This window comes from Legionella busanensis (assembly GCF_900461525.1).
GTDB classification, from domain to species: domain Bacteria; phylum Pseudomonadota; class Gammaproteobacteria; order Legionellales; family Legionellaceae; genus Legionella_C; species Legionella_C busanensis.
In genome coordinates, this window is sequence record NZ_UGOD01000001.1 from 1,982,531 (window position 1) to 2,005,915 (window position 23,385).

Sequence of the window (23,385 nt, forward strand, 5' to 3'; positions counted from 1 at the left end):
TTATTGCAAGCAACGTAGGTTAGGCTACACAAAGTGCAGCCCTAAAAATGATGAATATAATATACCCTTTGTGACTGAAATTGTTGGGTGGCGCTATATTTAGCCCAACCTACCAGATAGGATCTCATTAATACCCTTATTGTTCTTGTTTTGCAGTATCTAGGGGTTTGAAATGTAGTTTTTGCCATCTTGATGAGCGACTGGTTTTATCTTTAACAGAGCCGGCTAATTGACCGCAGGCTGCATCAATATCATCCCCTCGCGTTTTACGAGTAATGGTATTAATGCCTTTAGCTATTAAAATATCTCGAAATTTATTAATTGTCGCTTCTGGGGAACGTTCATATTGAGTTAAAGGAAAAGGATTAAATGGAATTAGATTAACCTTAGCAGGGATATTATGCAAAAGTTTAACTAACTGGAAAGCATGTTCCGGTTGATCATTAACGCCTTTGAGCATGACATATTCAAAGGTCACTTTGCGGCGTGGCTCATCTTTAAAATAACGTTTACAAAGTGCCATTAGTTCAGCCAAAGGATATTTTTTATTAATTGGAACTAGTTCATCACGTAACTTATCATTTGGTGCATGCAGTGAAACAGCTAATGCAACCGGGCTTACTTCTCGTAAACGCTCTAAATCAGGTAACACACCTGATGTACTAAGTGTAACCCTGCGCTTAGATAGTCCATATGCGAAATCATCCATCATAATATCCATCGCAGTTACAACATTATCAAAATTAAGTAAGGGCTCGCCCATACCCATCATAACTACATTAGTGACCTGTTTATCATGGACACCTTTACTTTTCGAAAGTTCGCGTACGGCTAACCATACTTGGCCAATAATCTCTGCTGTTGATAAATTACGATTAAAACCTTGCTTTGCAGTCGAGCAAAAACTACAGTTCAACGCACAACCTACTTGAGAAGATACACAAAGGGTCCCACGGTTTTTTTCAGGAATGAAAACTGTTTCAATACAATTATTGCATTCAAGTTTTAATAGCCACTTGTAGGTCCCATCATTTGATTTTTGCCAGGAAGTAATCTCTGGCAGACGAATTTCAGCAACTTCTGATAATTGTTCACGAAGCGATTTACCAAGGTTAGTCATTAGAGAGAAATCATCAAAACCATATTGATGAATCCATTGCATAACTTGTTGCGCGCGAAATGGTTTTTCACCTAATTGGTGAAAAAACTCTCGCATCTGTTGATAGTTAAAATTCAACAAGTTAATCTTATTACTCATAACCACCCTCAAAACCTACTACTTAACTTAAGTTTAGCAATTTATAATTAGTATCAACCAAATTGTATACAATGACCTGTTAATAATTATTTTATAGTCCTACCTAGTACGGCTAGCCATACCGTACAGAAAATCCGGATTCCGCGGACAAGCCGCAGAACATATACCTTTTGAAGTATTGACAATAAATTATTAACAACAGGTTTTACTAATTATTATTACCTTTAGTTTACTGTCTTACACAAATTTCATGTGGTTCAAAAAAAAAGGCTATTTCTTGCGCCGCTGTTTCAGCGCTATCTGAACCATGTACAGCGTTAGCATCAATGCTGTCAGCAAAATCCGCACGAATTGTTCCTTTAGCTGCTTCTTTTGGATTAGTAGCACCCATAATCTCACGATTTTTAGCAATCGCATTTTCACCATGTAAGACTTGAATCATAACAGGGCCAGAAATCATAAACGTCACTAAATCATTAAAAAAAGGACGCTCTTTATGCACCGCATAAAAGCCTTCTGCTTGCTCACGTGACAATTGTGCCATTTTTGCAGCAACAATATTTAAGCCAGCCTTTTCAAAACGAGTATAAATTTCACCAATTACTGATTTTTTCACAGCGTCAGGCTTAATTATAGACAAAGTAAATTCAGCAGCCATTCATGTACTCCATGATTAATTAAAAGGCGCTATTATACATGATCAATTATCAATGTGGATAATATTAATTCGCAGTCAGAGTAAAATCCTGTTTCAAAAATAAAAAATAGTTCAAGAAAATGAAATTTTTCTACTAGCATCTTGGTCATTTCCGCATAATATTAATTTACAAAAAGAATAGGTAGCCTGGGTGCAGGCCCAAAGGGCCGAAACCAGGGTTTCACTTCGCTTCACCTAGGCCACTATCTACAACTATTTTTATTTTCAAAGCAACATTGCTACATGAGAATGATAAAAATATTGATTGCAAGCAAATAAGTACCTTTATAATCCTAAAACAAGATTATATTTAATTAAATTATTAATTAAATTCAGAATCACCTAATTTAGCATTAAAAAGTAGGGATTCTTTATTTGCTGCTTCTTGAGCTAAATCAAGTCGATAGTCAGGTAATAAGTAAATAATTTCTTTCGCGCGTAAAATTAAATTATAAAAATTATCGCGAAATTCACGCAATCGCTTGCCAATGTAACTAACTTGCTCAGCAAAATCAGCAAGATTATTATCAAAATCTTCAGTGTAATTACCAAGATCACTAAGTTTATCAAGGATTTGATGCCTCAGTTCTTCATTAAGCGAGGTATTTAAAATTTTTTCAGTACGCTGCCACGCATCAGGTTTAGTTAGGGTATTTGCTTTAAAATTAAAATTACATAATAAAGCAGGAAGCGCTTGATTAATGATCTCTTCGTTTATGGAAATACCTCCTCTTTGCAAGCCTGCTCTAATCTCCCGAATAATAGCCATTAGCTTTTTATGCCAATCATTAGCTCTTTCTATTAACTTTGCTTGGCTGTTGGCAATTAATTTTTCATGTTCAAGTTCAAGTTCATGAAATTCTGTGTTTAAACTAACTAGAACCTGCCTTTCTTGTTCTAAATCATTCCTTGCCCCTTCGCCTGGTGTACCCTCTTCTCGGCTACTTTCACCAGATAACAAATAATCAATAATTAATTTCTGAGCATAAAGTTGGTAATCTTGCACTTGCTGTAAAATAATGCCATTAAAAACATGCCCTAGAGGCAATCTTAGTAATTGATGATAAAAAGTCTCTGGTGTTTTTAAGGCACACAGCAAATCTTCTTGATGTAATTTTATTCTATAGCGCTCAAGAATACGCTGTGCAGTGATTAAGCCGTAGGTTGAAAACCATCCAGATAACTCATTTTCTGATTGTTCACTCATTATCAATCCAACTTGATTTTACAATTATGTATGATATAACGCCGCCTATATTTCTTATTTTTTATTTTTTATTTTTTATGTTTAGCGTACCTCTTCAAAGTATACCTGATTTTTCTTCTTTTTTACGTGTACCTACACCACGAGCATGGCTAGAAATCGCCATAGCAAATATTCCCTTGTTGCTGCTAGATCATGCGCATTGCGAACGAAAGGCTGCTGCTAATGCCATAAATTTTATGAGTAAGTATCCAGCCTATCCAGAATTAGTCAATATGATGTCACCTTTAGCCCGGGAAGAATTACTTCATTTTGAAAAGGTTCTAACTATTATGGCTGAACGAAATATTGGATTTGGCCCCTTACCGCCCTCAAATTATGCTCAACATCTACATTTGTTAGCCGCAAAGCAAAATACGCCTGAGCGTTTATGTGATTTATTACTAATTGGAGCCATCATTGAAGCCCGGTCTTGTGAACGCTTTAATGCCTTAGTTCCTAAACTGACTAACGAACCTCAATTAGCCAGGTTTTATGCAACCCTGGTAAAAGCAGAAGCAAGACATTTTGAAGATTATTTAAAGCTTGCTCATTTATATGGCAAGCACACTGAAAAGCGTTTAGATTACTTTCTTAGCGTTGAAAATGAATTAATTGCAGGTTCAGATACAGTATTCCGCTTTCATAGCGGAATACCAGTTTTATCTTAGGAAGGAGACATTGAAGGAGGAGTTGGGCCCGTATCGAGCGCTTGATCAATTTTTAATTTATAGCTACCTGAAAAGAAAGCTTTAAGGCCTCTATCATCGTCTTTGTTAATTTCTTCAAACATTTGTGGCGTCATTACCTTGCCAGTTTTCTCATCCTTTATTACACCGTCTTTATCTATATCGAATCCCCGTTGTTTTAGCCAAGCTGAGACTCCTATGTCAAATTGCTGTTTAAATTCCCTTTCATTAGGGTTGTCTGGCGATATTAATATGTTATTTATGTAGACATCTGTGGTTAACACGCCTTTATCATTGACAGTTAGCTTATAATCTACATGTTGTGATGGTGAACCAAATTTTGTACCAAATTGTAATGTAAAAAAATCTCTGACACCCCCTAACGCGTCTTTTGTACTACTAGCTGCCTTCACAATAAGAGAAGGTGAATTGCCTTTTGCTTGGGAAAGAGTATACATAGCACCAAAAATATCCATTATCCCAGTGTGCCATTCTACATAAGAAGCTTGACCTGAAGGACTAGTAAATTCATGAGCCTTTTTTTTAACCTGCTCCCAATATGGAGTCATATTACCATGTTGATCTAACCCAGCTGCTGCGAATCCTGCTTCATCTGCTGCAGCTCTTGCCAATTTATTCTCACCTCTGGCTTTCTGTCTAGCTATGATCTCTAATTGGAGGAGTACACTTGAATACTTCTTTTTAAATTCTTTATTTGCTTCTTCAGTTTGATTATCACCATTAGGCATCTTAAATTCTCTATAACAAAATTTGATTAAAATAAAAACCCTTTGCTTTATGATAACACAATATTTGCGGCTTGTCATCCCAGTCACTCAACACATATTGCTCAAATTGATCACCCTGAAATGTATGTTTTACTAAGCCAGGTTGGTGTGTGTGACCGTGAATAAGTGTCTTAACTTGATGTTGCTGCATATGACTTAACATAGCTTTAGGCTCAATAGCCATCATAGCTGTTGATTTAGTACGATTATTCTGACTATGCTGCCTAACTCTATTAACCATCTTTTGTCTTATTCTTCTAGGTATAAAGGAGAATAAAGTAACAAATAAGTCATTACGGGTTAATTTACGGAATCGCTGATGTGCTTTATCATAGATACAGTAACGATCACCATGTACTAATAAAACGGGTTTATCTACTAAGGTGATAATCGTAGGCTCTTTTAATAATGTCATACCCGCCTTAGCTGCAAATTGTCTCCCAACTAAAAAATCTCGATTACCATGCATGAAAAATACATTAATTCCTTGATTTACTAGCGATTTAAGGGCAGCTGCAACAGCTATACTCCATTCCTCAAGCGTGTCATCACCAGCCCAAGCATGAAAAAAATCACCTAATATATACACAGTGCGTGTATTTATAGCCGCCCATCTAATAAAGGATTTAAATCTGTTATATATTAATTCTTCATTAGGGTGCAAATGTAAATCTGAAATAAATACAGCTTCTAACATAGTGGCTCAATTAAAATATGCTCATCTTGCAAGAAAATTTGGCAAGGCTTATCTTGTGGCTGAATTGCATCACTTAAGCGATAAAACCCTGCAATCGAAACAAGTTCTGCCTCCAACGATTGACAAAAAATACGGGCATTTTTATCACCTGATATACCAGCTAATGCTCGTCCACGAAGAGCACCATAGACGTGGATATTACCATCGGCCAATAGCTCTGCTCCATGGCTTACCGAGGCAGTAATGATGAGATCGCCGCCCTTACTAACCACTTGTTGGCCTGATCGCACTGGGGTTGTTAATAATTTTGCCTTTGACTCATCAGAACTCACCGTCTGTGTTTCTCCACTTAGCATTTGTTCTGAAGGGGTATCATTCAAAGGCTTATCATGTGTAGAAGAAGCATACAAAACAGCCATCCCTTGTGATTGAGCTAATGTTGCAATAAATGAATTAGCGCCTTGAATACCAACTGGGAAAATACTATGCAGACGTAGATATTGACAAAAAGAGTCTAAATCAAAGTCTTCATTTTGTAAGGCGCTACAATCAATCACAACAGGTGTTTTATTAAATAATTTAGGCGCTTGCGCTACCACTTCATCTAATTGCTGAGCAAATAAATCCTTATCTGTGCTTAGCAATTGAAGGACCGTAAAGGTATATAATCTACCTTTAAGCTTAAATACTTGTGTTTTCAATGAATTATCTATCATGCTTACAATATCCATGGCCTCCATTTTTGTTTATACTACCACGAGGGGATTCATAACAGAAGGACATCATCGTGGAGAAAATTTGGTTAAAAAATTATCAGCAAGGCGTACCCCATGAAATTGATCCTAGTCAATATAGCTCGCTAGTCGAATTATTTGAGAAATCTTGTCACCAATTTGCTGATCGGGTTGCGTATGTTAATTTAGGTTATCAATTAACTTACGCGCAATTAGAAAAAAAGAGCAGGCAATTTGCGCATTTTTTGCAAAGCCTCGGATTAAAAAAAGGCTCGCGTGTTGCAATCATGATGCCTAATTTACTGCAATATCCCATTGCACTATTTGGTATCCTTAGAGCAGGACTAGTCGTTGTTAATACTAATCCCTTATATACTGCGGATGAGGTTACTCATCAAATGAATGACTCTGGCGCAGAAGTCCTCATTGTTTTAGCAAATTTTGCCAAGACAATAGAAAAGGCATTACCTCATACAACGCTTAAACATGTGATTATAACGGAGATTGGTGACGTTTTATCGCCTATAAAGCGAACAATTGTTAATATGGTCGTTAAATACATAAAAAAAATGGTTCCGGCTTATAAGTTACCACAAGCAATAAAATTTAATGCTGCCTTTAAGCATAAAACAGATAAACCTCTAACTACACCGCCACTTAGCCACAAAGATATTGCCTTTTTACAATATACAGGTGGCACCACCGGTGTTGCTAAAGGGGCTATTTTAACTCATGGCAATATGGTAGCGAATGTTTTACAAGCTCATTCCTGGATCAATCCTTTAGACTTAGCTAAACAAGATATTATTGTCACTGCCTTGCCTCTCTATCATATTTTTTCTTTGACCGCTAATTGTTTAACTTTTATAAAAATAGGCGCTAAAAATATTTTAATAACAAATCCTCGCGATATCCCACGTTTTATCGATGAAATAAAAAACAGTAAATTTACCGCACTTACAGGCGTAAATACCCTATTTAATGCTTTATTAAATCATTCTAAATTTAAAGAAATTGATTTTTCCCATGTTAAGCTTACTCTCTCAGGTGGTATGGCTTTACAAAAAAGTGTGGCAAAAAAATGGCACGATGTGACTAAAACTCGTATTTTAGAAGCCTATGGCTTAACAGAGACTTGCCCCGCCGTAACTATTAATCCTATGTACCTTGAAGATTATAATGGCAGTGTAGGCCTTCCCTTACCTTCAACAGAAATATCTATTCGTGATGATAGTGGAAAAGAGCTTGATATCAATGAAGTTGGTGAGCTTTGTATAAAGGGCCCGCAAGTCATGGCAGGTTACTGGCAACGCCCTGATGAAACAGCCCTCGTTATGACTGCAGATGGATTCTTAAAAACAGGCGATATTGCTAGGGTAGATGAAAATGGTTACGTTTATTTAGTAGATAGAAAGAAAGATTTAATTATTGTTTCAGGTTTTAACGTTTATCCCAATGAAGTTGAACAAGTCATAAGTCAACATCCTGGTGTCCTTGAAGTAGGCGTCATCGGTGTAAAAAATGATAAAATTGGCGAACGCGTTAAAGCATGTGTTGTAAAAAGAGATGAAAAACTAACATCAGAAGAACTTATTGCTCACTGCCGTGAACACCTGACTTCTTATAAAGTACCGAAAGAAATTGAATTTTACAAAGAATTACCTAAAACAAATGTAGGTAAAATCTTAAGGCGAGCTTTACATTAATAGCATTGATCATTCTACAAAAGAACAGCTGACTTAATACAATATATTAAACTAGCTGTTCTATAAATATTAGCAAGCCTGATACGTGGTCGAAAAGAATAAATCTTGGTGAATAGTTGGGGGCAGGTTGTGAGAAAAATTAGTAAAAAAAGCGCAGTATAGCTATCTAGGTAAGCAGTTTTTTACTAATTTTTCTTACAAGATGTTCCAAAGACAGCTGTTCGATGAGAAAGGCTGAATGATTAAGATTGGAGTCCTTGCAAGTAGGCCTCCGTCGATCTTGCCAACGCCTCTAAGTGATATCCCCCTTCAAGTACTGAGATGATAGTATCATTTGCATACCTATTAGCAATTTCACTTAATTTTTTACCTATCCAAAAGAAATCCTCTTCATCTAAATTTAAACCACCTATAGGATCTAAATGATGCGCATCAAAGCCCGCTGAAACAAATAAAATTTCAGGTCTAAACTGTTCAAGACGTGACAGAAATATCTTTTCAAATTGCGTGCGATATTCTTTTCCTTCAGTAGCTGCTGCTAGTGGGAGATGAGTGATAATAGGATGTTCAATAATGACGGGATCAAAAGGATAAAAAGGATGTTGGAAAGACGAACAAAATAATACATGTGAATTATTTTGTAAAATATTTTGTGTACCATTACCATGATGCACATCAAAATCCACTATACCAATACGCTGCACTTGATATTTTTGTATAGCATACAAAACCCCACAAACGAGATTATTAAGAAAACAAAAACCCATTGCTTGTGCACGCATCGCATGATGACCAGGTGGCCTAACTAAACAAAATAATTTTTTAGCTCCATTTAGATAAATTTTATCAATTGCGTCAATAACACTTCCTGCTGCATGCAGTGCTGCGGTTAGGGTTTTTGTATTCATAATAGCGTCTGAACCTACATGCATGTAACCCTCAATTGGAGCAGACAAATCTAACATGTTTAAATAAGACGATGCATGAATGTTTTCTAGAAGTTGATAAGAAATAGCCTGTGAGACATGCCAGCTCAATGGCAATGCGGATGTTTTTAGCTCATCAATTATCGTACTAAGCCGTGCTGGTGATTCAGGGTGTTCAGGACCCATTTCATGCAAAAGACAGCTATTATGAGTGATTAAGTGAATTGTATCATTAGCCATTGGTATCCAGAATAATCCTTTATTACATACACTATAGCAACTTAGCTCAAGTTAACTCTAAACTAGTGAATATTTATTTTTGCTTTCACACAATTGCATCATAATACGTACTGTCGCACCCCATACGAAACGTGTTTCCTCGGTAAATTGATAAGATATAATTTTAAATCCGCGCCTTTCTACTTCTATTTTTTGATAATGATTTATGTTACAGACGCTATCGATTGGAATTCGCAATATATCGGTTACCTCTTCACTAAATTCATACGGTTCGATTGTTTCAATAGATGCTAACCATGGATAAATTAGATAGCCAGTTAAGGTCTGCTCTGGTGCCAAGGATTTTATTAATTTAACGCGATCTGCAGTTATTCCTAACTCTTCCTGAAGTTCTCTTAGTGCAGTAGCAAAAAGAGTTTCATCTTCCTCTTCCCATAGCCCGCCAGGAAAACATATTTCACCAGGATGGTTTTTTAATTGACTACTACGCTCAGTCAATATAATTGAATTAGTTAGCTTTTCATGCAAAACAAGTACAGCTGCATTACGACGTTGCATGCCTTATCCTTGTAAACGCTCTTAATTAATTGATTAAGCTTAAGTATAAGACAAAGTTAAAATTGAGAAACTATTAAATAGCCTTTTTATCTAAGACCAGTATCCTTTTTCTTTAGATATCTCTCACGCAAATCTGTTTTTTATTATCTATTACTTTTCTAACCATCCTTTGTGGTTTATCCGCAGACTCCAATCAAATAGCTAAATCCTAGATTCCGCGAACAGGTCGCGAAACGTAGGCGGTGGAGTATTTCAATGCCTACCTTTTATTGACAAGGCAAATTTACGCCCACGTCCCGCGGCTTGTCCGCAAGATCCATTATGGCAATTAGCTCTTAATTTTCGCAATAAGTCACAAGTTTAAGTAAAAAGCCTCTATTAATTATAAGCCTTTTAAAATAGCAGCAATTTTAGTGAAACATTCGTCATACTCATCCTCACAAATTGAGTCAATAACAATAGCCCCCCCTGCAGCAAGGTAAAGTTCATTGTCCGCAGCAACAATAGTTCGAATGGCAATATTGGTATCAAATCGTCCGTGAGCAGAGAAGTAACCTATACTGCCACAGTAAACGCCACGACGATAAGGCTCAAGTTCTGCAATAACTTGCATAGCTTCACGCTTTGGTGTACCTGTAATTGAACCGCCGGGAAAACAATTAGCAAAGGCGGCCACAGGCGAAACAATGTCAACACACTCTGCTGTAATATGACTAACTAGATGATGTACAGCTTGATAACTTTCTACCTCACATAAGGCAGGTACTTTAACTGTACCAACTTTAGCAATTTTACCTAAGTCATTACGCATTAAATCAACAATCATCACATTTTCAGCTCGATTTTTAGGGCAGGTACTTAATGCTTGTTGCAACTGAATATCTTCTGCATTAGTTTTACCACGCGGTTTTGTCCCTTTAATGGGCGAGGCAAGTAACTGTCCATTTTCGAATTTAATAAACCGTTCTGGTGAAAAACTTAAAATAGTTACATTACCTATTTTCATAAAGGCGCCAAATGGCACAGGATTGCAAGCTCTTATTTTGCTATAAATTGCCCAAGGCTCGCCTTGAAAATAGGCTTTAAAAGGCTGTGTATAGTTAACTTGATAACAGCGTCCCTGTTGCAAGGCTTGATGGATATTGTCAAAAGCCTTTTGATATTGCGCTTTGGTAATTAAAGGCGAGAATGTTTTTTGCGGGACAATGCCTTTGGCCGTTAATGCCTGCCCATGCCATTTAAGTAAAACCTCTTGAACAATTGCTGGCGTTTCAGTTTGCGTATTAGCAGCAAAAAGAGAAATTTTTTTTAAATCATGATCAACGATAATCGCCCAATCATATAAACCGATTTGAGCGCTTGGCATATTGGCCAATGATTGTTGTTTCTTACAGGAAATTTCAGCTAACTCACAACCAAAATCATAAGAAAAAAACCCGATTGCCCCACCCTGAAAGGGTAAATCTAATTGATAATCTACTAAAGGTATATTTCGTTGTAGTGCATCTAAAAAGGCATTAGCGGTGAAATGCTTAGTGGAGAGAATATTATAAGGATAAGCGCTTATAATATCATAACGACCTCGAGTAGAATCAGCGCTTTCTAATAAAATAAATCCAGGCAACTGGGTTAACTTGGTATAATAGTCATTGACTTTATTAGGATAAGGAATATCAATTATTGAAAACTTCGTCATAATTCTCTACCAAGACTACTTTATATTTTAATTCGCCATGCAATGTTGCCTTTTTTTTTCACAAAAGTAAAAAAAAATTATAAAAGTCCTTTAGTAGCCAGTTCTACCTTTATATAGTTTGATTCCCTTAACTAGAGTTAGCTTTATAAGCCACAATCTAAGCAAAACTTTTTAAGCGAAATTCAAAAAAGTAAATGGCACAAATGATAGCAAAGATTTAAACCGAACGTCTAAAGATGGTGTTTAGGAAAATTTATGAGTATTCTATAACCCTATGCTTAGAAAAGGAGATGTAGTGTGACAATAATCGCACATTTTGAAATAGCATTTAAACAATTTTTAGATGAACAAGGAAAGTTACATAATTCACTGCCTACTTGGGCAGAAGAAGGCTCTATTTTGCAGGAGCTCTACCGTATTATGGTGCGTACACGCACCTTTGATAAAAAAGCAATTGCATTGCAGCGTACGGGTAGAATGGGTACTTATGCGCCTATTAATGGCCAAGAAGCCATTTCTACTGCCATTGGCCATGTCATGCACAAAGAAGATGTCTTAATTCCCTATTACCGTGATTATGCAGCCCAACTGCAACGCGGTGTTAAAATGGCTGAAATTTTAGCCTATTGGGGTGGTGATGAAAGGGGTAGCCAATTTAGCTGCAATTCAGAAGATTTACCTATTTGCGTACCCATTGCCTCTCAGTGCCTTCATGCTACAGGTGTTGCATTTGCTTTTAAATATCGAAAAGAACCACGCGTTGCTGTTACCTGCATTGGCGAAGGCGGAACATCAGAAGGTGATTTTTATGAAGCAATTAATGTTGCTGGTGCCTGGCATCTACCTGTAGTTTTTGTGGTTAACAATAATCGTTGGGCTATTTCTGTGCCGCTATCCAAACAAACTGCATGTAAAACAATTGCGCAAAAAGCCATTGCTGCTGGCTTTACAGGTATTCAAGTAGATGGTAATGATGTCATAGCTTGTCGCGATGTGGTTATGCAAGCTATTGAAAAAGCGCGTCAAGGTGGTGGCCCAACTTTAATTGAAGCCCTTACTTATCGTTTATGTGATCATACAACCGCAGATGACGCGACACGCTACCAACCTGCTTGCGAAGTTGAAGAAGCACAATTGAAAGAGCCCATTGCCCGATTAAAAAATTTTCTAGTCGAAAGAAAATTATGGGATGATGAGCAAGAAAAAAAATTGATTGATGAAAGTAATGAATTTGTTCAACAACAGGTTGATGAATACTTAAAGAGGACACCACAAACTGTCAATACAGTATTTGATTATCATTATGCAGAACTACCTGATTATTTAGTAGAACAGCGCGCAATAGCTATGGAGGAGGCCACAAATGCCTGATATTACCCTTGTTGAGGCAGTTACCCAAGCGCTAGCTTACGAATTAGCTCAAGATGAAAATGTTATCGTATTTGGTGAGGATGTTGGTAAAAACGGTGGCGTTTTTCGTGCAACTGTGGGCTTACAAGAGCGTTTTGGAGAACACCGTGTATTTGACTCCCCTTTAGCTGAATCAATGATTGGCGGGCTGGCAGTTGGCATGTCAATTCAAGGCTTAAAGCCGGTTGCTGAATTTCAATTTATGGGGTTTATTTACCCTGCTATGAATCAAATTATTTCGCATGCTGCTAGAATGCGCAATCGTACCCGTGGCCGCTTACACTGTCCTTTAGTATTTCGTGCGCCTTTTGGCGGTGGTATACGAGCCCCAGAACATCACTCTGAAAGTACCGAGGCCTTATTCGCGCATATTCCTGGTTTACAAGTGGTTATTCCTTCATCGCCAAAGCGCGCTTATGGTTTACTTCTTGCGGCTATCAGAAATCCTGACCCAGTTATTTTTCTAGAACCTAAGCGTATTTATCGATTAGTCAAGCAGCCTGTAGAAGATAACGGTGAAGCATTACCCATCGGTAAGTGTTTTACTCTTATGCAAGGTGATGATGTAACACTGGTAAGCTGGGGCGCTAGTATTCATGAAACTATGCAGGCTGCCAAACAATTAAATGAAGAAGGGTTATCGTGTGAAGTTATCGATGTGGCAACAATTAAACCTTTAGATATTGAAACCATCTTAAATTCAGTTGAAAAAACAGGCCGCTGTGTGATTGTACATGAAGCGGCTAAAACAGGTGGTGTTGGCGCTGAAATTTCAGCTCTGTTGATGGAAAATTGTTTAGATAGTTTACTTGCACCTGTGCAACGAGTCACTGGGTATGATACGGTGATGCCTTATTTTCAACTAGAAAAATACTATATTCCTAGTGTTAAGCGAATCAAAGACACTGTTATCAGCATAATGGAGTAATAATGAATATTTTTAATTTACCTGATTTAGGTGAAGGTTTACCCGATGCAGAAATTCATGAATGGTTTGTCAAAGAAGGCGATACTGTTAAAGCTGATCAACCATTAGTATCAATGGAAACCGCAAAAGCCGTGGTTGACGTTCCTTGCCCACAAGATGGTGTAATTGCCAAGCTTTATGGGAAACCGGGAGACGTATTAAAAACAGGTACACCGCTTGTCGCTTTTGAAGCAACTGCTGAAACAAAGGCTGATAAAGGAACAGTGGTTGGTAACTTGGAAGAAAGCCATGATGTAAGTGAGGATAATTTTACAATTGGTGCAAGTAAAACAAATACCACTCGCGCTAAAGCAACACCAGCAGTGCGCATGCTAGCAAAAAAACTAGGGGTTAACTTAGCCACTTTATTAGGAAGTGGCGAACATGGCATGATTACCCGTGAAGATGTGGAACGCGCGGCTTCTAATCAAACACAATTGCCAGAAGGTTTTGAAGCTTTACGCGGTGTTAGAAGAACGATGCTAAATAGCATGATGCAATCTCATCGTGATGTCGTGCCCGTTACTATTTTTGATGAAGCAGATATTCATGCATGGACTGCAGAGAGTGATATTACCGTTCGTCTTATCGCAGCCCTCACCCAAGCATGTCAATTAGAACCTGCTTTAAATGCTTGGTTTGATACACTACATAATGCCCGCAAGTGTTTTAAAGAAATGCATTTAGGGTTAGCCATGGATACAGAAGATGGGCTTTTTGTACCTGTGATTCGTAATGCAAATACCTTATCAGCAACTGACTTACGAAAGCAGATTGACGAATATAAGAAAACGGTCCGTGAGCGTTCAGTTCCTGCTGATAATTTAAAAGGTGCGACCATTACTTTATCTAATTTTGGTAAATTTGCTGGCCGTTTTGCCAGTCCTATTATCGTGCCACCGACAGTTGCGATTCTTGCCGTTGGTCGTTTGTACGAAGCGCCAGTAGTAGACAATGGAAAAGTTGTCGCCCATCGCATGCTACCTTTATCATTAAGTTTTGATCATCGTGCGGTGACTGGTGGTGAAGCGACCCGGTTTTTAGGGGCTGTAATTAAGGCGTTGCAACAAGCTTAATAAGCTATATTTCAAATAAAAACCCCGCTTTAGTCGGGGTTTATACTAATATGACTAGCTTAGCAATTTTAGAAAAGTGTTTTATCAAATATAAAATTTTTAACCATATTATTATTGCTAAAACAAATTTAAATCTACCCAACTACCTTTTTGCATTGCCAAATGTACGGTTCCTAAAAAACCCATACCTCTCACACCTGCATCTAAATCTGGATAGTCTAATTCGCTTTCTTGCTTTCCTAAATTTTTGATAGCTAAATAAAATAAATAGTAATGATTAGCAAAAACTTCAATCATTCCTTCAGGATGACCGGCTGGTAGACGGCAGTTGGCTAAAGCTTCTTCTGATAGATAGGGATTGTTATTGCCTGCTTCATAAATTTGTATTGGGGCATTTAAGTTGGCGTATTTTAATTGATGATGGTTAGTATGTTCCCATTGTAAGCTACCTTCTTCGCCTACTACCTGAATGATTAAATTGGCGCTATCACCAATGGTTATTTGAGAGGCAAGCAAACTACCTTTAGTACCATTGCTAAATCGTAATAAAATAGTGCCATCATCATCTAATAATCGATTAGGCACGCAGGTATTAATTTCAGCAAAAAGGGACTCCGTTTGTAAGCCGGTAACATACTCTATTAAATGAAACGCATGAATGCCAATATCAGCCATTGTGCCTAATGTCCCTGCATAATTAGGATTTTGCCGCCAACTTGCCTGTTTATTACTTGGCTCATTAAATTGACTTAACCAGCCTTGAGTAAAACTCACATGTACTTTTCTTACTGCACCTATTTTACCCATTCTAATTTGTTCACGCATTTCCTTAATCATAGGGTAACCAGCATAAGTGTATAAAACATAGCCCAAAAGATTTTTCTCTTTAGCTAAATCCCTTAAAATGATTGCTTCTTCTAAATTAAGGGTCATTGGTTTTTCTAAAATGATATGAAAGCCATTCTCTAGTGCAGATTTTGCAATAGGAAAATGGAGATGATTAGGTGTAACAATAGAAATAACCTCAATCCGTTGCTCTTGTGGTAAGCTTTTTTCTTTTTCTAACATTGTTTGGTAATCTGGATAAATTCTTGATTCATTTAAGCCTAGGGTTTGCCCTAATTGTTTTGATTTATTAATATCTTGACTAAAGGAACCAGCAACTAAATCATATACATTATCTAATCTCGCAGCATAACGATGGATTGGACCAATCATTGAACCCAACCCACCACCAATCATTCCCCAGCGCAGTTTTTTCATAGTATTTAAATTGTCCCTAGTAAAAATTATAATTATTATGAATAATTAGCTTAGCAAATTTAGCCTTACTTAAAATACAGGAAAATTACAGTATGGAAACACTTAATCATTATCTTTTTAAGGATTTTTACCTTGTTAAACAAATTCCTGGATTTTTATTTATCAAAGATTTGCAAGGCCGAATCGTTAATGCAAGTTCTGACTTTATAGCAGCGACAGGTTATAAAACCCTGCGTGATGTAAGCGGTAAAACTGATTTTGATTTACCCTGGGCTACTCATGCTTTGGAATATTTACGCTGGGATCAGGAAGTAGCTAAAGGTTATCTTTTAATGAATCATTTAGAACAGCATTGTCATGCAAACTCATCTTATTTCGAAGTAGTCGTTAATAAATCTCCCTTAACTAATGCTGCTGGAGAAATTATAGGTATTATAGGTTTATACACTATGTCACCTCAGGTTAAAGCCAATGACCTCTTGGAAACGAATTTGCAAACAATCTATGGGCAACAAAAGAAATGCCTTAAATATGTTATTCAAGGGTTATCAGCAAAAGAGATCGCGAAGAAGATGGACCTCTCTCACCGAACTATAGAGTATTATTTGCAAATTTTACGCAGGAAACTGGCTTGTCGAAATAAAGCTGAGCTAATTATCAAAGCGAGTCGTTTTCTGCAAACAAATGAATTTGAGTAGCGGTAGTTTTATAGACCTCTTGTAATGAAGTTCTTTAATGGTTAAAGCTTACCGTCCAATAAACGGAATTTATAATTAATCTTTGCATTTGTGGCATAAAATAAATTGGATAATCTTCATGGCCGGCGCGAATATAAACAATTTTGCCCTGATGAATTTGCCAAGTTAAAACTTCTCGACTTATTAGATTCTCATTCCATTTACCCTGCATGATGACTTCATCAGGTGGTGGCACTTCAAAAGGTTCTTCATAAATTTCTGTTTGTGGAATAGTAAAGTTAGTTATACCCGCAGCAATAGGATGATGCGGTAGAAGTATTTCAATATGCTCAGGCTCTCCTGTGTCTCTGTAACTCTGCCATTGACCGCTAGTGTTGAGAATTTTTTTAAATGGTTTAGAAAAATGTGAGGAATGCAGAGCAATAAAGCCCATGCCTCGTTCGACAGCCTCCCTAATTTGATTAGCTATTTCATCTGGTAAATCCTGATGTTTTTTATGGCCAAACCAAATTAATACATCCGCTTGTTTGAGCGTATCTTTTTTAATACCAAAGCTATCATCACTAAAGCTTATAGCTTGACTATCTATATCAGCTTTTTCTGCTAAAAAACTAGCAATATGACCATTAATCCCCATAGGATATATTTCTTTTGGTTCTGTTCCTTCAGACCATACTAATACACTTAGCTTGTTTTTTAATCTCGCGGCCATTCTACATCTCCCTTGTATTCTTAGATGATTATTAGAATAGAAAAAAGTAGTAAAAGTATCTATATCGTAAAACTACGTTATTTTATATTTTGTTAGATAAAAAAATAGTGTAGTAATAAATAAGCACAAAGTGGTAAGAATATGTTATCAAAACCTTTGCTACAAGCACCCTCTAGAAGCGTAAGAAAAATTGCAAGTAACAATGAATCAATTAAAAGGAATGTAGAGTTAACTAAAAAAAAGGGAACAGCAATACAAAAGAAGCTTACTATCAGAAAAGCTACTGATCCCTCTAAAGATTTTTTACTTTTAAAGAACGAATATTGAATGCGGTGATATTTAACACCAATAATGCTTGCCGCAGCATCAGCAAGAGAAAGAATTAAAATAGGAATAGCAAAGAGTAAATAATTATCTTTAGCTAAATAGAAAAGTAAAATGATACTGATTGGAAAATAGATTTCGCCTAAAGATAAGTGTCTTAAATTAAAAACTGAATTAAAAGTTTGTTTAAAATAAGGCAGACGCAATATTAAAAAAAATACAATAGTTAAACCCATAATTATGATAACAGATAAAATACTATTAAATAAAATGGGATAAGTAAGGCAAGTTAAACCACAAAGTATATGAATAAATTTTCTTGAATATTCTGGATGAATCTGGATAAATTTTTGTAATATGTATAAGCTTAGAAATATAGTTAAATAGAGAATGATAAAAAATAATATCGTAAATGGCCTGATTTCATTTAACATTAAACTCTCCAGTTCAATTGTCTCCTAATTCAACCAAAACTGTTTCTAAAACGTGCATATTATTACTTTGCCTTCACGACCTGCGTGCCTCGGCTTGTCCGAGGCATCCAGAGAAACATTCAATTAAGAACAAATTTTATCATATAAATCTTCCCAGGCAGGATTTAATTCTTCGATCAAATTTAATTTCCATTGTCTAGGCCAGTTTTAAGCGTTTTTCACGTCTGGCTGCCACCACATAAGATTCATGTACTTCATAATAAACTAATATATGTACATTATATTTGGCTGTGAAGCCTAGTTACCAGTTATTTATGTTCCCAGATACGTTTAATAAGCTCTGATGTTGATCCAGTATATAAGGTACCATTACGCCTACTTGCCATGATATAAACATAGAATGATTTCATTGCGGTTCCTTGTTATTGAGTTTGGACTCCATAAGAAAAATATCGTGTTACTGACTTTAATTACATAGGAAACCAACTATAACAACATGCAATCATTAATCTTAAGATTGTCTTTATCAATGAATTAGAGATTTATTAGCATGCAGGCATTTTCTAGACGCCTCGGACAAGCTGAGGCACATAGGCGGTGAGTAACAATTTCAACCCCATGCATTTAGGTTGTGAGCAGCATTTTTAAGTTGACATATTTAGGTGGTGAGCGACCACCTTATCTTACTTAAAATACTTTTAAGCTTAAATTGTTTTGCACCACACTATCCAATGCATGCTCTACAGCATCAACTTTTTGCATACGTTTAGTTTGCTGGAAGAAAAATGTAGCTTGATGAGTTTTTATTTTACTTACAGTAAGTTTAATAAGACTAAAAATATTTAATGCCGTATTGGCCACTATTGGTTTCCATGCTTCCCTATGTTTACTTAACTTATCATCTTCACTGTGTAAAAGTGTTTTAAATTGTTCATGAAAAGAAAGAAGTAACTGTTTACGAACTATTCCCCCTTTTATCAGTTCATCTTCGTTTTTCACCATAAATTCATCTAAACTATTTTTTAAACGGGATGCTAAGTCTAAAGCAGTTTGACCTGGGTTAATTTTGTTGCCTTTAAGATACTCGGCATCATTTATATCGATACCATACTTATGCATGCCTTCAATGTTGGTATATAAACTTTTTATTCCTAAAGCCAAGTCTTTTGTTTCATTATTATTAAACAATCTCTTTAAGACAGAGCTAGCATTCCTAAGATTAACAGCGGGTGCATAAATTTCTGAACTAAAATCGTCACTGTAATCGATAGGCAATGTTTTGTCGTAATCTCTAACAGCTAATATTAATCGATTCAATAAAGGCTGTAAGTGTTGGCCAGGAAAGTTTGATTTATTAGTATTAATAAATTTTATTAATTTTTGGCTATTACCATCGTTAACGTAGTTGTCTAAAGCGTTTTTTAACCCTTCTTTTGTTGGAGAACCATTAATAAATAACATCCGAGCTTGACTATCATGCCAAAGCAATGTGTCTTTGACACTAAATTTTTTTGTACGATTTACCAGATAATCATCTAACTCTTGTTTAAAGTGACTAGCTAATATCATACGTGTTGCAATACGGCTTAGCGCGCTAAACGTACAACCTTCTTTAATAGCTAATTCATTTTTAACTCTATTACTGCTTTGTTCAGTATCTTCAATACTTCTAAGTATTTCTTGCCTTACAGCTAATTTATCTTCTGATAAAAAGGTTTTTAATTTCGTTATTTCAGAGCTAGCTCTTTTAATGAATAAGTTGGCTTTCTCTAGGTCTTGTCTATAATTTTCATTAATATCTTCTCTATGCACATCGATAATATTAATAGTCACTCGATCGCTGTTTTCTTTAGCTTGATTAATTAAACTTTGAATTTGGTTTTGTAATTTTTTTACTAAAGACATAGTTAATTCAGTAGAATCAGCGGTTATTGCATCTAGTTTTTCTTGTAAAGAAAATTTTATAGGTTTCATTTGTTCGTCAATTTTTCTTACCGCTTTTTCTATATCCTTAAGCTTATTTAGTAGCGTATTAAAACCAGCAAAATTGGGTTCTGAATTTTGCTGATATATTTTTACCAATTGATTAAAGTTATCTTTCGCAATCTGTACTTTATTAATTTCTGTATCAAATAAGTTAACTATTTTTTTATGATAAAAATTCTGAAGCTCAGTTAAATTATTTTGTAGTACTAAACAAAGATTATTTAGTTGCTTAAATTTGGCTTGATAGCTTTTAGAATCCACTAATTTTAATAATAAATTTAATTCTTGTAATTCTTTACTTATAACTTTTAAACTTACTTGAAAACCTTCAACTGCAGCTTGCTTGCTTTTAAGATTTTCGATTAAATCGGGTGAGTCATCTAATTTATTTTTTAAATCATTAATTTCACTTCCCAAAAGTTGTATTTCTTCAGATAAAGTAATTAACTTATCTAAAATTTGAATTTCCTGCTGTAAAGTAAATAATTCTTTTTCTTTTTTTTCTACAACCTTAATTTCTTCCTGGAATTGTAATTCTTGCTGTAGAGTAGCAATATTTACATTATCCTCCGTAATTTCTTTATCAATATTTTTTAATTTACTAATTATTTCTTTTACAGGATTGACTATTGATAAAATCTTATGGGTATCTGCCGCTAATTTTTTTAGTCGCTCTAACTTTAATGCGTTATTTACCTTTGTCGATTCACTTTGAAAAATTGAAGGATTAAATATTTTTTTAAGGCGCTGATAAAATTCCTTCCAATGATTAGGGTCGTTAACTTCTACATCTGGGCAAACAATATCAAAAAATAATTTTTTTATGTGCGGGTTATTAAATGCTTTCGTTTCTGCAAATAAACCTCCGATTTGACTGAGAGGTAGATCCCTTTTAGCGGATGGAATCAGTTTTGTATCTATCCACGTGGCAATTTTGTCTAACTCAGTTAGTCCTTCATTTTTAATATCATCTTCATAAATTTGCTCTAGTGTTTCAATATATTTTATGACGGCTAAGCGATCTGTGTCAGCTAATTGCTCTAAAACCTCAATAACTTCACCTCTCTTTTCTATGGTAATATTCTTAGCAAGGATAGCTAAAGATTTAGAGAAATCAGCCAGGCTTTCTTTGAAATCGAGTATGTTGTCACCAACTCTCTTTTGTAAACTATTTATCCTGTCTTTTGGTTTTATTATTTGAGGCGATTTAAGTTCTTCTTGTTTTTTTAGTAAGTTTCCGGGTTTAAAATTTTTATGTAACTCATTTAGGGAGTGCAGTTTATTTTCCAATATATCCCTAAGTTCATTGACATTACCTTCACTCATTTTTCTTTCAAATTGCAATTTTTCATCTAGCTGCTTTAACATGCTATCTTGTTCTATTAGTGTTTTTTCAATTTGCTTAATGACAGCCTTTATTTTAACTAACTGATCGTGTTCTGCTTCATATAACTGCTGAAACTCTTTTTGGATTTTCGTACCGAATAGAGCAACTAGATCTTCTGATATCGTTGCATTCACACTATGCTCTTTTAAATTTCTTTCTTGTAAATCTAATTCCTGATGTAAAGTTTGAACCACCTGGTTTTTACTATCTAACTCAATAAATTTTTTAGCAACATAGTCTAGTTTCAATTCTAAAGGATCAGGTAAAATGCCTATTTCAAATCTAATCTGCTCTGCTTGTGTTTTTATTTCTTTACAGGAAGCACTTATCGCGGTCGTTGCCTTAAGATGCTCTTGTCTTTCTTCCTCTATCCACTTACGCCATAGTTCATTCATTTGTGCAACTATTTCTTTTTGAGTTTGGTTAAGTGGTTGTTCAATTTCAGTTTGAAAAGATTTAAAAATATTATCGATATACTCTTTAACGGTTGTTAAATGTGTTATAGAACCTGTATTAACAAACTTAGTTGTTAATAGTTCTGGCTGCATAGAAAGCGCAGCAAAACCAAGTCTTTGATACTTGACAAATAAAGAAGCTAGTTGGCCTTGAGATTCTTTAGTTACTTCGCTTAAAAGTGTTTTTGACTTCAACCTAGTAATTAAATCATTTTTAGATTGAATTAAATGCTCATGTGCAAGTAAATCAAGTTTCTCTAATTGCCTAAATTTATCAACCAAGTTAAATAAAGATTTTTTTGGATTTTCAGACTGGATAGGTCCGTCAACTGTCAAGCCCCTTATCTGTAAGGTTATCTCACTTAGCTTTGTTTTAAAGTCTTGAACTAAATAGCTAATCGTTTCCTGAATCAACTCAGCCTTTGCTTTTTCACTTTTTACTTTTGGCGTCTCAGCAAAGTCGCTAAAATAATTTGCAATTGTTATATCAATTAACTGGTAGCTTTGTGGGGCGTATTGTTTGTACAATCCATTAATATCAAGCAATTCTTTCGTCTCACCGTCTTTAAATACAAAATTGCCTTGATGAATAATGAGTTTGCCTAGTAATTTTGAAGTATCCTCAATTGCCATAGGATTTAAAAAAGAAACTAACTTTTGAAGATCATCTTTAGGAACAGTCGATAATAATTGAGATACATCAGCCACAATATCAAACATAATGGGATGTTTAATTTGAAAAGCATAGCGTTGTAATAAGGAATTTAAATATAGGTGTTTAAAATTTTTTAAGAATGTCTGAGTAATATCACTTATAAGATTATTTTTATTTCTAATATAGTTTAACGTAAGAAAAGGAAAATTAATGTTTTTCAATAAATCTTCAATGATTGTTTCGACACCAAAGCTTTGTACAGTTGTATTTTTTAAAAGATTTGCTTTTATTTGTATCTTTAATTCATTTATCGTTCCTGCTAAATCCTGTTCATTCTGTGGAATTTCTCGTAAACTCTGTGCTACAGCTATTTGAATGATATTAGCTAAATTCTTTTTAAGAAAACGATATAACTTATAAGTTGGACTTGTGTAATCTTTAGTTGAACTTTTTAAACTTATCAGTTTTGGAATTACCAGTATGTCAGTTAAACCAGGCCCACTACCTTGATTGTAAATACCCATAACACTACGCAATTGATCGATTAGCTTTAACAATTTATTAATTTGGCTAGCCGTTTCTTTTGCCAATTCTGTTTTATCTGCTTTAAACTCTTTATTATTTTTGGCTAATTTAAGTCGCTCTTCTATTGATGAAAGTAATTGATTAAGGGGACTATCTGTTACATTTGTATAAGGCATAGTAAAGCTCACAAAAATTTAATTGTTCTTCAATTAAAACGCGACAATTGTGAGCATTTTTTTTGCAAAAATCAATAAAAATAGA

The 23,385-nt window shown here is 35.3% G+C and carries 19 protein-coding genes and 1 pseudogene; 6 read left to right on the forward strand and 14 right to left on the reverse strand.

Annotated elements, in window-relative coordinates; translation table 11 throughout:
- Window positions 1-136: 136 nt before the first annotated feature.
- The 3 genes from rlmN to DYH30_RS08855 form a co-directional block, all read right to left on the reverse strand.
- On the reverse strand, window positions 137-1,258 hold the full coding sequence (rlmN, locus tag DYH30_RS08845; RefSeq protein ID WP_115331315.1) for a dual-specificity RNA methyltransferase RlmN: 1,122 nt from the start codon (window positions 1,256-1,258) through the stop codon (window positions 137-139).
- A gap of 229 nt (window positions 1,259-1,487) precedes the next feature.
- Complete coding sequence (gene ndk / locus DYH30_RS08850) at window positions 1,488-1,916, reverse strand: nucleoside-diphosphate kinase (protein WP_115331316.1); 429 nt, start codon at window positions 1,914-1,916, stop codon at window positions 1,488-1,490.
- A gap of 361 nt (window positions 1,917-2,277) precedes the next feature.
- The gene (locus tag DYH30_RS08855; protein ID WP_115331317.1) at window positions 2,278-3,162 is read right to left on the reverse strand and encodes a hypothetical protein; all 885 of its coding nucleotides are present in this window, start codon (window positions 3,160-3,162) and stop codon (window positions 2,278-2,280) included.
- A gap of 77 nt (window positions 3,163-3,239) precedes the next feature.
- Here DYH30_RS08855 and DYH30_RS08860 point away from each other — a divergent pair, with 77 nt between their 5' ends.
- Complete coding sequence (locus DYH30_RS08860) at window positions 3,240-3,869, forward strand: MiaE family protein (RefSeq protein WP_115332538.1); 630 nt, start codon at window positions 3,240-3,242, stop codon at window positions 3,867-3,869.
- On the opposite strand, the gene DYH30_RS08865 is transcribed toward DYH30_RS08860, so the two are convergent.
- From DYH30_RS08865 to minC, 3 genes are read right to left on the reverse strand one after another with little or no spacing between them, the layout of a single operon-like run.
- Window positions 3,866-4,636 carry a hypothetical protein gene (locus tag DYH30_RS08865; protein WP_115331318.1) on the reverse strand — a complete coding sequence of 257 codons (771 nt, stop codon included), beginning with the start codon at window positions 4,634-4,636 and terminating at the stop codon, window positions 3,866-3,868. The two genes, DYH30_RS08860 and DYH30_RS08865, sit on opposite strands and share 4 nt — an antisense overlap.
- Before the next feature lie 10 nt (window positions 4,637-4,646).
- Complete coding sequence (locus DYH30_RS08870; RefSeq protein WP_115331319.1) at window positions 4,647-5,372, reverse strand: UDP-2,3-diacylglucosamine diphosphatase; 726 nt, start codon at window positions 5,370-5,372, stop codon at window positions 4,647-4,649.
- Entirely contained in the window at window positions 5,366-6,088 is a 723-nt protein-coding gene (minC, locus tag DYH30_RS08875) for a septum site-determining protein MinC (RefSeq protein WP_115332539.1), read from the reverse strand. The genes DYH30_RS08870 and minC overlap by 7 nt, the downstream gene beginning before the upstream one ends.
- A 71-nt stretch (window positions 6,089-6,159) precedes the next feature.
- On the opposite strand from minC, the gene DYH30_RS08880 reads away from it, so the two are divergent.
- Window positions 6,160-7,812: an AMP-binding protein gene (locus DYH30_RS08880; protein WP_115331320.1), complete on the forward strand. Its 1,653-nt coding sequence runs from the start codon at window positions 6,160-6,162 to the stop codon at window positions 7,810-7,812.
- A gap of 242 nt (window positions 7,813-8,054) precedes the next feature.
- On the opposite strand, the gene DYH30_RS08885 is transcribed toward DYH30_RS08880, so the two are convergent.
- From DYH30_RS08885 to pabB, 3 genes are all read right to left on the reverse strand, one after another.
- A complete protein-coding gene (locus DYH30_RS08885; RefSeq protein ID WP_115331321.1) occupies window positions 8,055-8,978 on the reverse strand; it encodes a histone deacetylase family protein in 924 nt (307 codons plus the stop codon).
- Window positions 8,979-9,035: 57 nt separating this feature from the next.
- A complete protein-coding gene (locus DYH30_RS08890; protein WP_115331322.1) occupies window positions 9,036-9,536 on the reverse strand; it encodes an NUDIX hydrolase in 501 nt (166 codons plus the stop codon).
- A 382-nt stretch (window positions 9,537-9,918) separates the two neighbouring features.
- Window positions 9,919-11,232 carry an aminodeoxychorismate synthase component I gene (pabB, locus tag DYH30_RS08895; RefSeq protein WP_115331323.1) on the reverse strand — a complete coding sequence of 438 codons (1,314 nt, stop codon included), beginning with the start codon at window positions 11,230-11,232 and terminating at the stop codon, window positions 9,919-9,921.
- Between the two features lie 297 nt (window positions 11,233-11,529).
- Between pabB and pdhA the strand changes: the two genes are divergently transcribed.
- The 3 genes from pdhA to DYH30_RS08910 are packed head-to-tail and all read left to right on the forward strand — an operon-like array spanning window position 11,530 to window position 14,685.
- Window positions 11,530-12,603 (forward strand): pyruvate dehydrogenase (acetyl-transferring) E1 component subunit alpha, encoded by a 1,074-nt coding sequence (gene pdhA / locus DYH30_RS08900; protein WP_115331324.1) that lies wholly within the window; start codon window positions 11,530-11,532, stop codon window positions 12,601-12,603.
- Window positions 12,596-13,570 carry an alpha-ketoacid dehydrogenase subunit beta gene (locus DYH30_RS08905; protein WP_115331325.1) on the forward strand — a complete coding sequence of 325 codons (975 nt, stop codon included), beginning with the start codon at window positions 12,596-12,598 and terminating at the stop codon, window positions 13,568-13,570. Before pdhA ends, DYH30_RS08905 begins: the two co-directional genes overlap by 8 nt.
- Window positions 13,571-13,572: 2 nt before the next feature.
- Window positions 13,573-14,685, forward strand: a complete 1,113-nt coding sequence (locus DYH30_RS08910; RefSeq protein WP_115331326.1) for a dihydrolipoamide acetyltransferase family protein — start codon at window positions 13,573-13,575, stop codon at window positions 14,683-14,685.
- Window positions 14,686-14,802: 117 nt separating this feature from the next.
- On the opposite strand, the gene DYH30_RS08915 is transcribed toward DYH30_RS08910, so the two are convergent.
- Complete coding sequence (locus DYH30_RS08915; RefSeq protein WP_115331327.1) at window positions 14,803-15,948, reverse strand: Gfo/Idh/MocA family protein; 1,146 nt, start codon at window positions 15,946-15,948, stop codon at window positions 14,803-14,805.
- Window positions 15,949-16,040: 92 nt separating this feature from the next.
- Between DYH30_RS08915 and DYH30_RS08920 the strand changes: the two genes are divergently transcribed.
- Entirely contained in the window at window positions 16,041-16,646 is a 606-nt protein-coding gene (locus DYH30_RS08920; protein ID WP_115331328.1) for a helix-turn-helix transcriptional regulator, read from the forward strand.
- Between the two features lie 34 nt (window positions 16,647-16,680).
- On the opposite strand, the gene DYH30_RS08925 is transcribed toward DYH30_RS08920, so the two are convergent.
- From DYH30_RS08925 to DYH30_RS08940, 4 genes and pseudogenes are all read right to left on the reverse strand, one after another.
- The gene (locus DYH30_RS08925; protein ID WP_115331329.1) at window positions 16,681-17,358 is read right to left on the reverse strand and encodes a ThuA domain-containing protein; all 678 of its coding nucleotides are present in this window, start codon (window positions 17,356-17,358) and stop codon (window positions 16,681-16,683) included.
- 92 nt (window positions 17,359-17,450) lie between these two features.
- Window positions 17,451-18,116, reverse strand: coding sequence for a diacylglycerol/polyprenol kinase family protein (locus tag DYH30_RS08930; protein WP_115331330.1), 666 nt, complete (start codon window positions 18,114-18,116; stop codon window positions 17,451-17,453).
- 123 nt (window positions 18,117-18,239) lie between these two features.
- Window positions 18,240-18,526 (reverse strand): annotated as a pseudogene (locus tag DYH30_RS08935) (GIY-YIG nuclease family protein).
- A 277-nt stretch (window positions 18,527-18,803) separates the two neighbouring features.
- Window positions 18,804-23,300 carry a coiled-coil domain-containing protein gene (locus DYH30_RS08940; protein WP_115331331.1) on the reverse strand — a complete coding sequence of 1,499 codons (4,497 nt, stop codon included), beginning with the start codon at window positions 23,298-23,300 and terminating at the stop codon, window positions 18,804-18,806.
- Window positions 23,301-23,385 lie beyond the last annotated feature (85 nt).

Bases quoted from the DNA above. Each gene is read 5' to 3' on its own strand.
- DYH30_RS08860 (WP_115332538.1), top strand. From the start codon at position 3,240: ATGTTTAGCGTACCTCTTCAAAGTATACCTGATTTTTCTTCTTTTTTA.
- DYH30_RS08890 (WP_115331322.1), bottom strand. From the start codon at position 9,536: ATGCAACGTCGTAATGCAGCTGTACTTGTTTTGCATGAAAAGCTAACT.
- DYH30_RS08885 (WP_115331321.1), bottom strand. From the start codon at position 8,978: ATGGCTAATGATACAATTCACTTAATCACTCATAATAGCTGTCTTTTG.
- DYH30_RS08855 (WP_115331317.1), bottom strand. From the start codon at position 3,162: ATGAGTGAACAATCAGAAAATGAGTTATCTGGATGGTTTTCAACCTAC.
- DYH30_RS08865 (WP_115331318.1), bottom strand. From the start codon at position 4,636: ATGCCTAATGGTGATAATCAAACTGAAGAAGCAAATAAAGAATTTAAA.
- DYH30_RS08920 (WP_115331328.1), top strand. From the start codon at position 16,041: ATGGAAACACTTAATCATTATCTTTTTAAGGATTTTTACCTTGTTAAA.
- ndk (WP_115331316.1), bottom strand. From the start codon at position 1,916: ATGGCTGCTGAATTTACTTTGTCTATAATTAAGCCTGACGCTGTGAAA.
- DYH30_RS08925 (WP_115331329.1), bottom strand. From the start codon at position 17,358: ATGGCCGCGAGATTAAAAAACAAGCTAAGTGTATTAGTATGGTCTGAA.
- DYH30_RS08910 (WP_115331326.1), top strand. From the start codon at position 13,573: ATGAATATTTTTAATTTACCTGATTTAGGTGAAGGTTTACCCGATGCA.
- DYH30_RS08915 (WP_115331327.1), bottom strand. From the start codon at position 15,948: ATGAAAAAACTGCGCTGGGGAATGATTGGTGGTGGGTTGGGTTCAATG.
- rlmN (WP_115331315.1), bottom strand. From the start codon at position 1,258: ATGAGTAATAAGATTAACTTGTTGAATTTTAACTATCAACAGATGCGA.
- DYH30_RS08940 (WP_115331331.1), bottom strand. From the start codon at position 23,300: ATGCCTTATACAAATGTAACAGATAGTCCCCTTAATCAATTACTTTCA.
- DYH30_RS08905 (WP_115331325.1), top strand. From the start codon at position 12,596: ATGCCTGATATTACCCTTGTTGAGGCAGTTACCCAAGCGCTAGCTTAC.
- pabB (WP_115331323.1), bottom strand. From the start codon at position 11,232: ATGACGAAGTTTTCAATAATTGATATTCCTTATCCTAATAAAGTCAAT.
- minC (WP_115332539.1), bottom strand. From the start codon at position 6,088: ATGATAGATAATTCATTGAAAACACAAGTATTTAAGCTTAAAGGTAGA.
- DYH30_RS08870 (WP_115331319.1), bottom strand. From the start codon at position 5,372: ATGTTAGAAGCTGTATTTATTTCAGATTTACATTTGCACCCTAATGAA.
- DYH30_RS08930 (WP_115331330.1), bottom strand. From the start codon at position 18,116: ATGTTAAATGAAATCAGGCCATTTACGATATTATTTTTTATCATTCTC.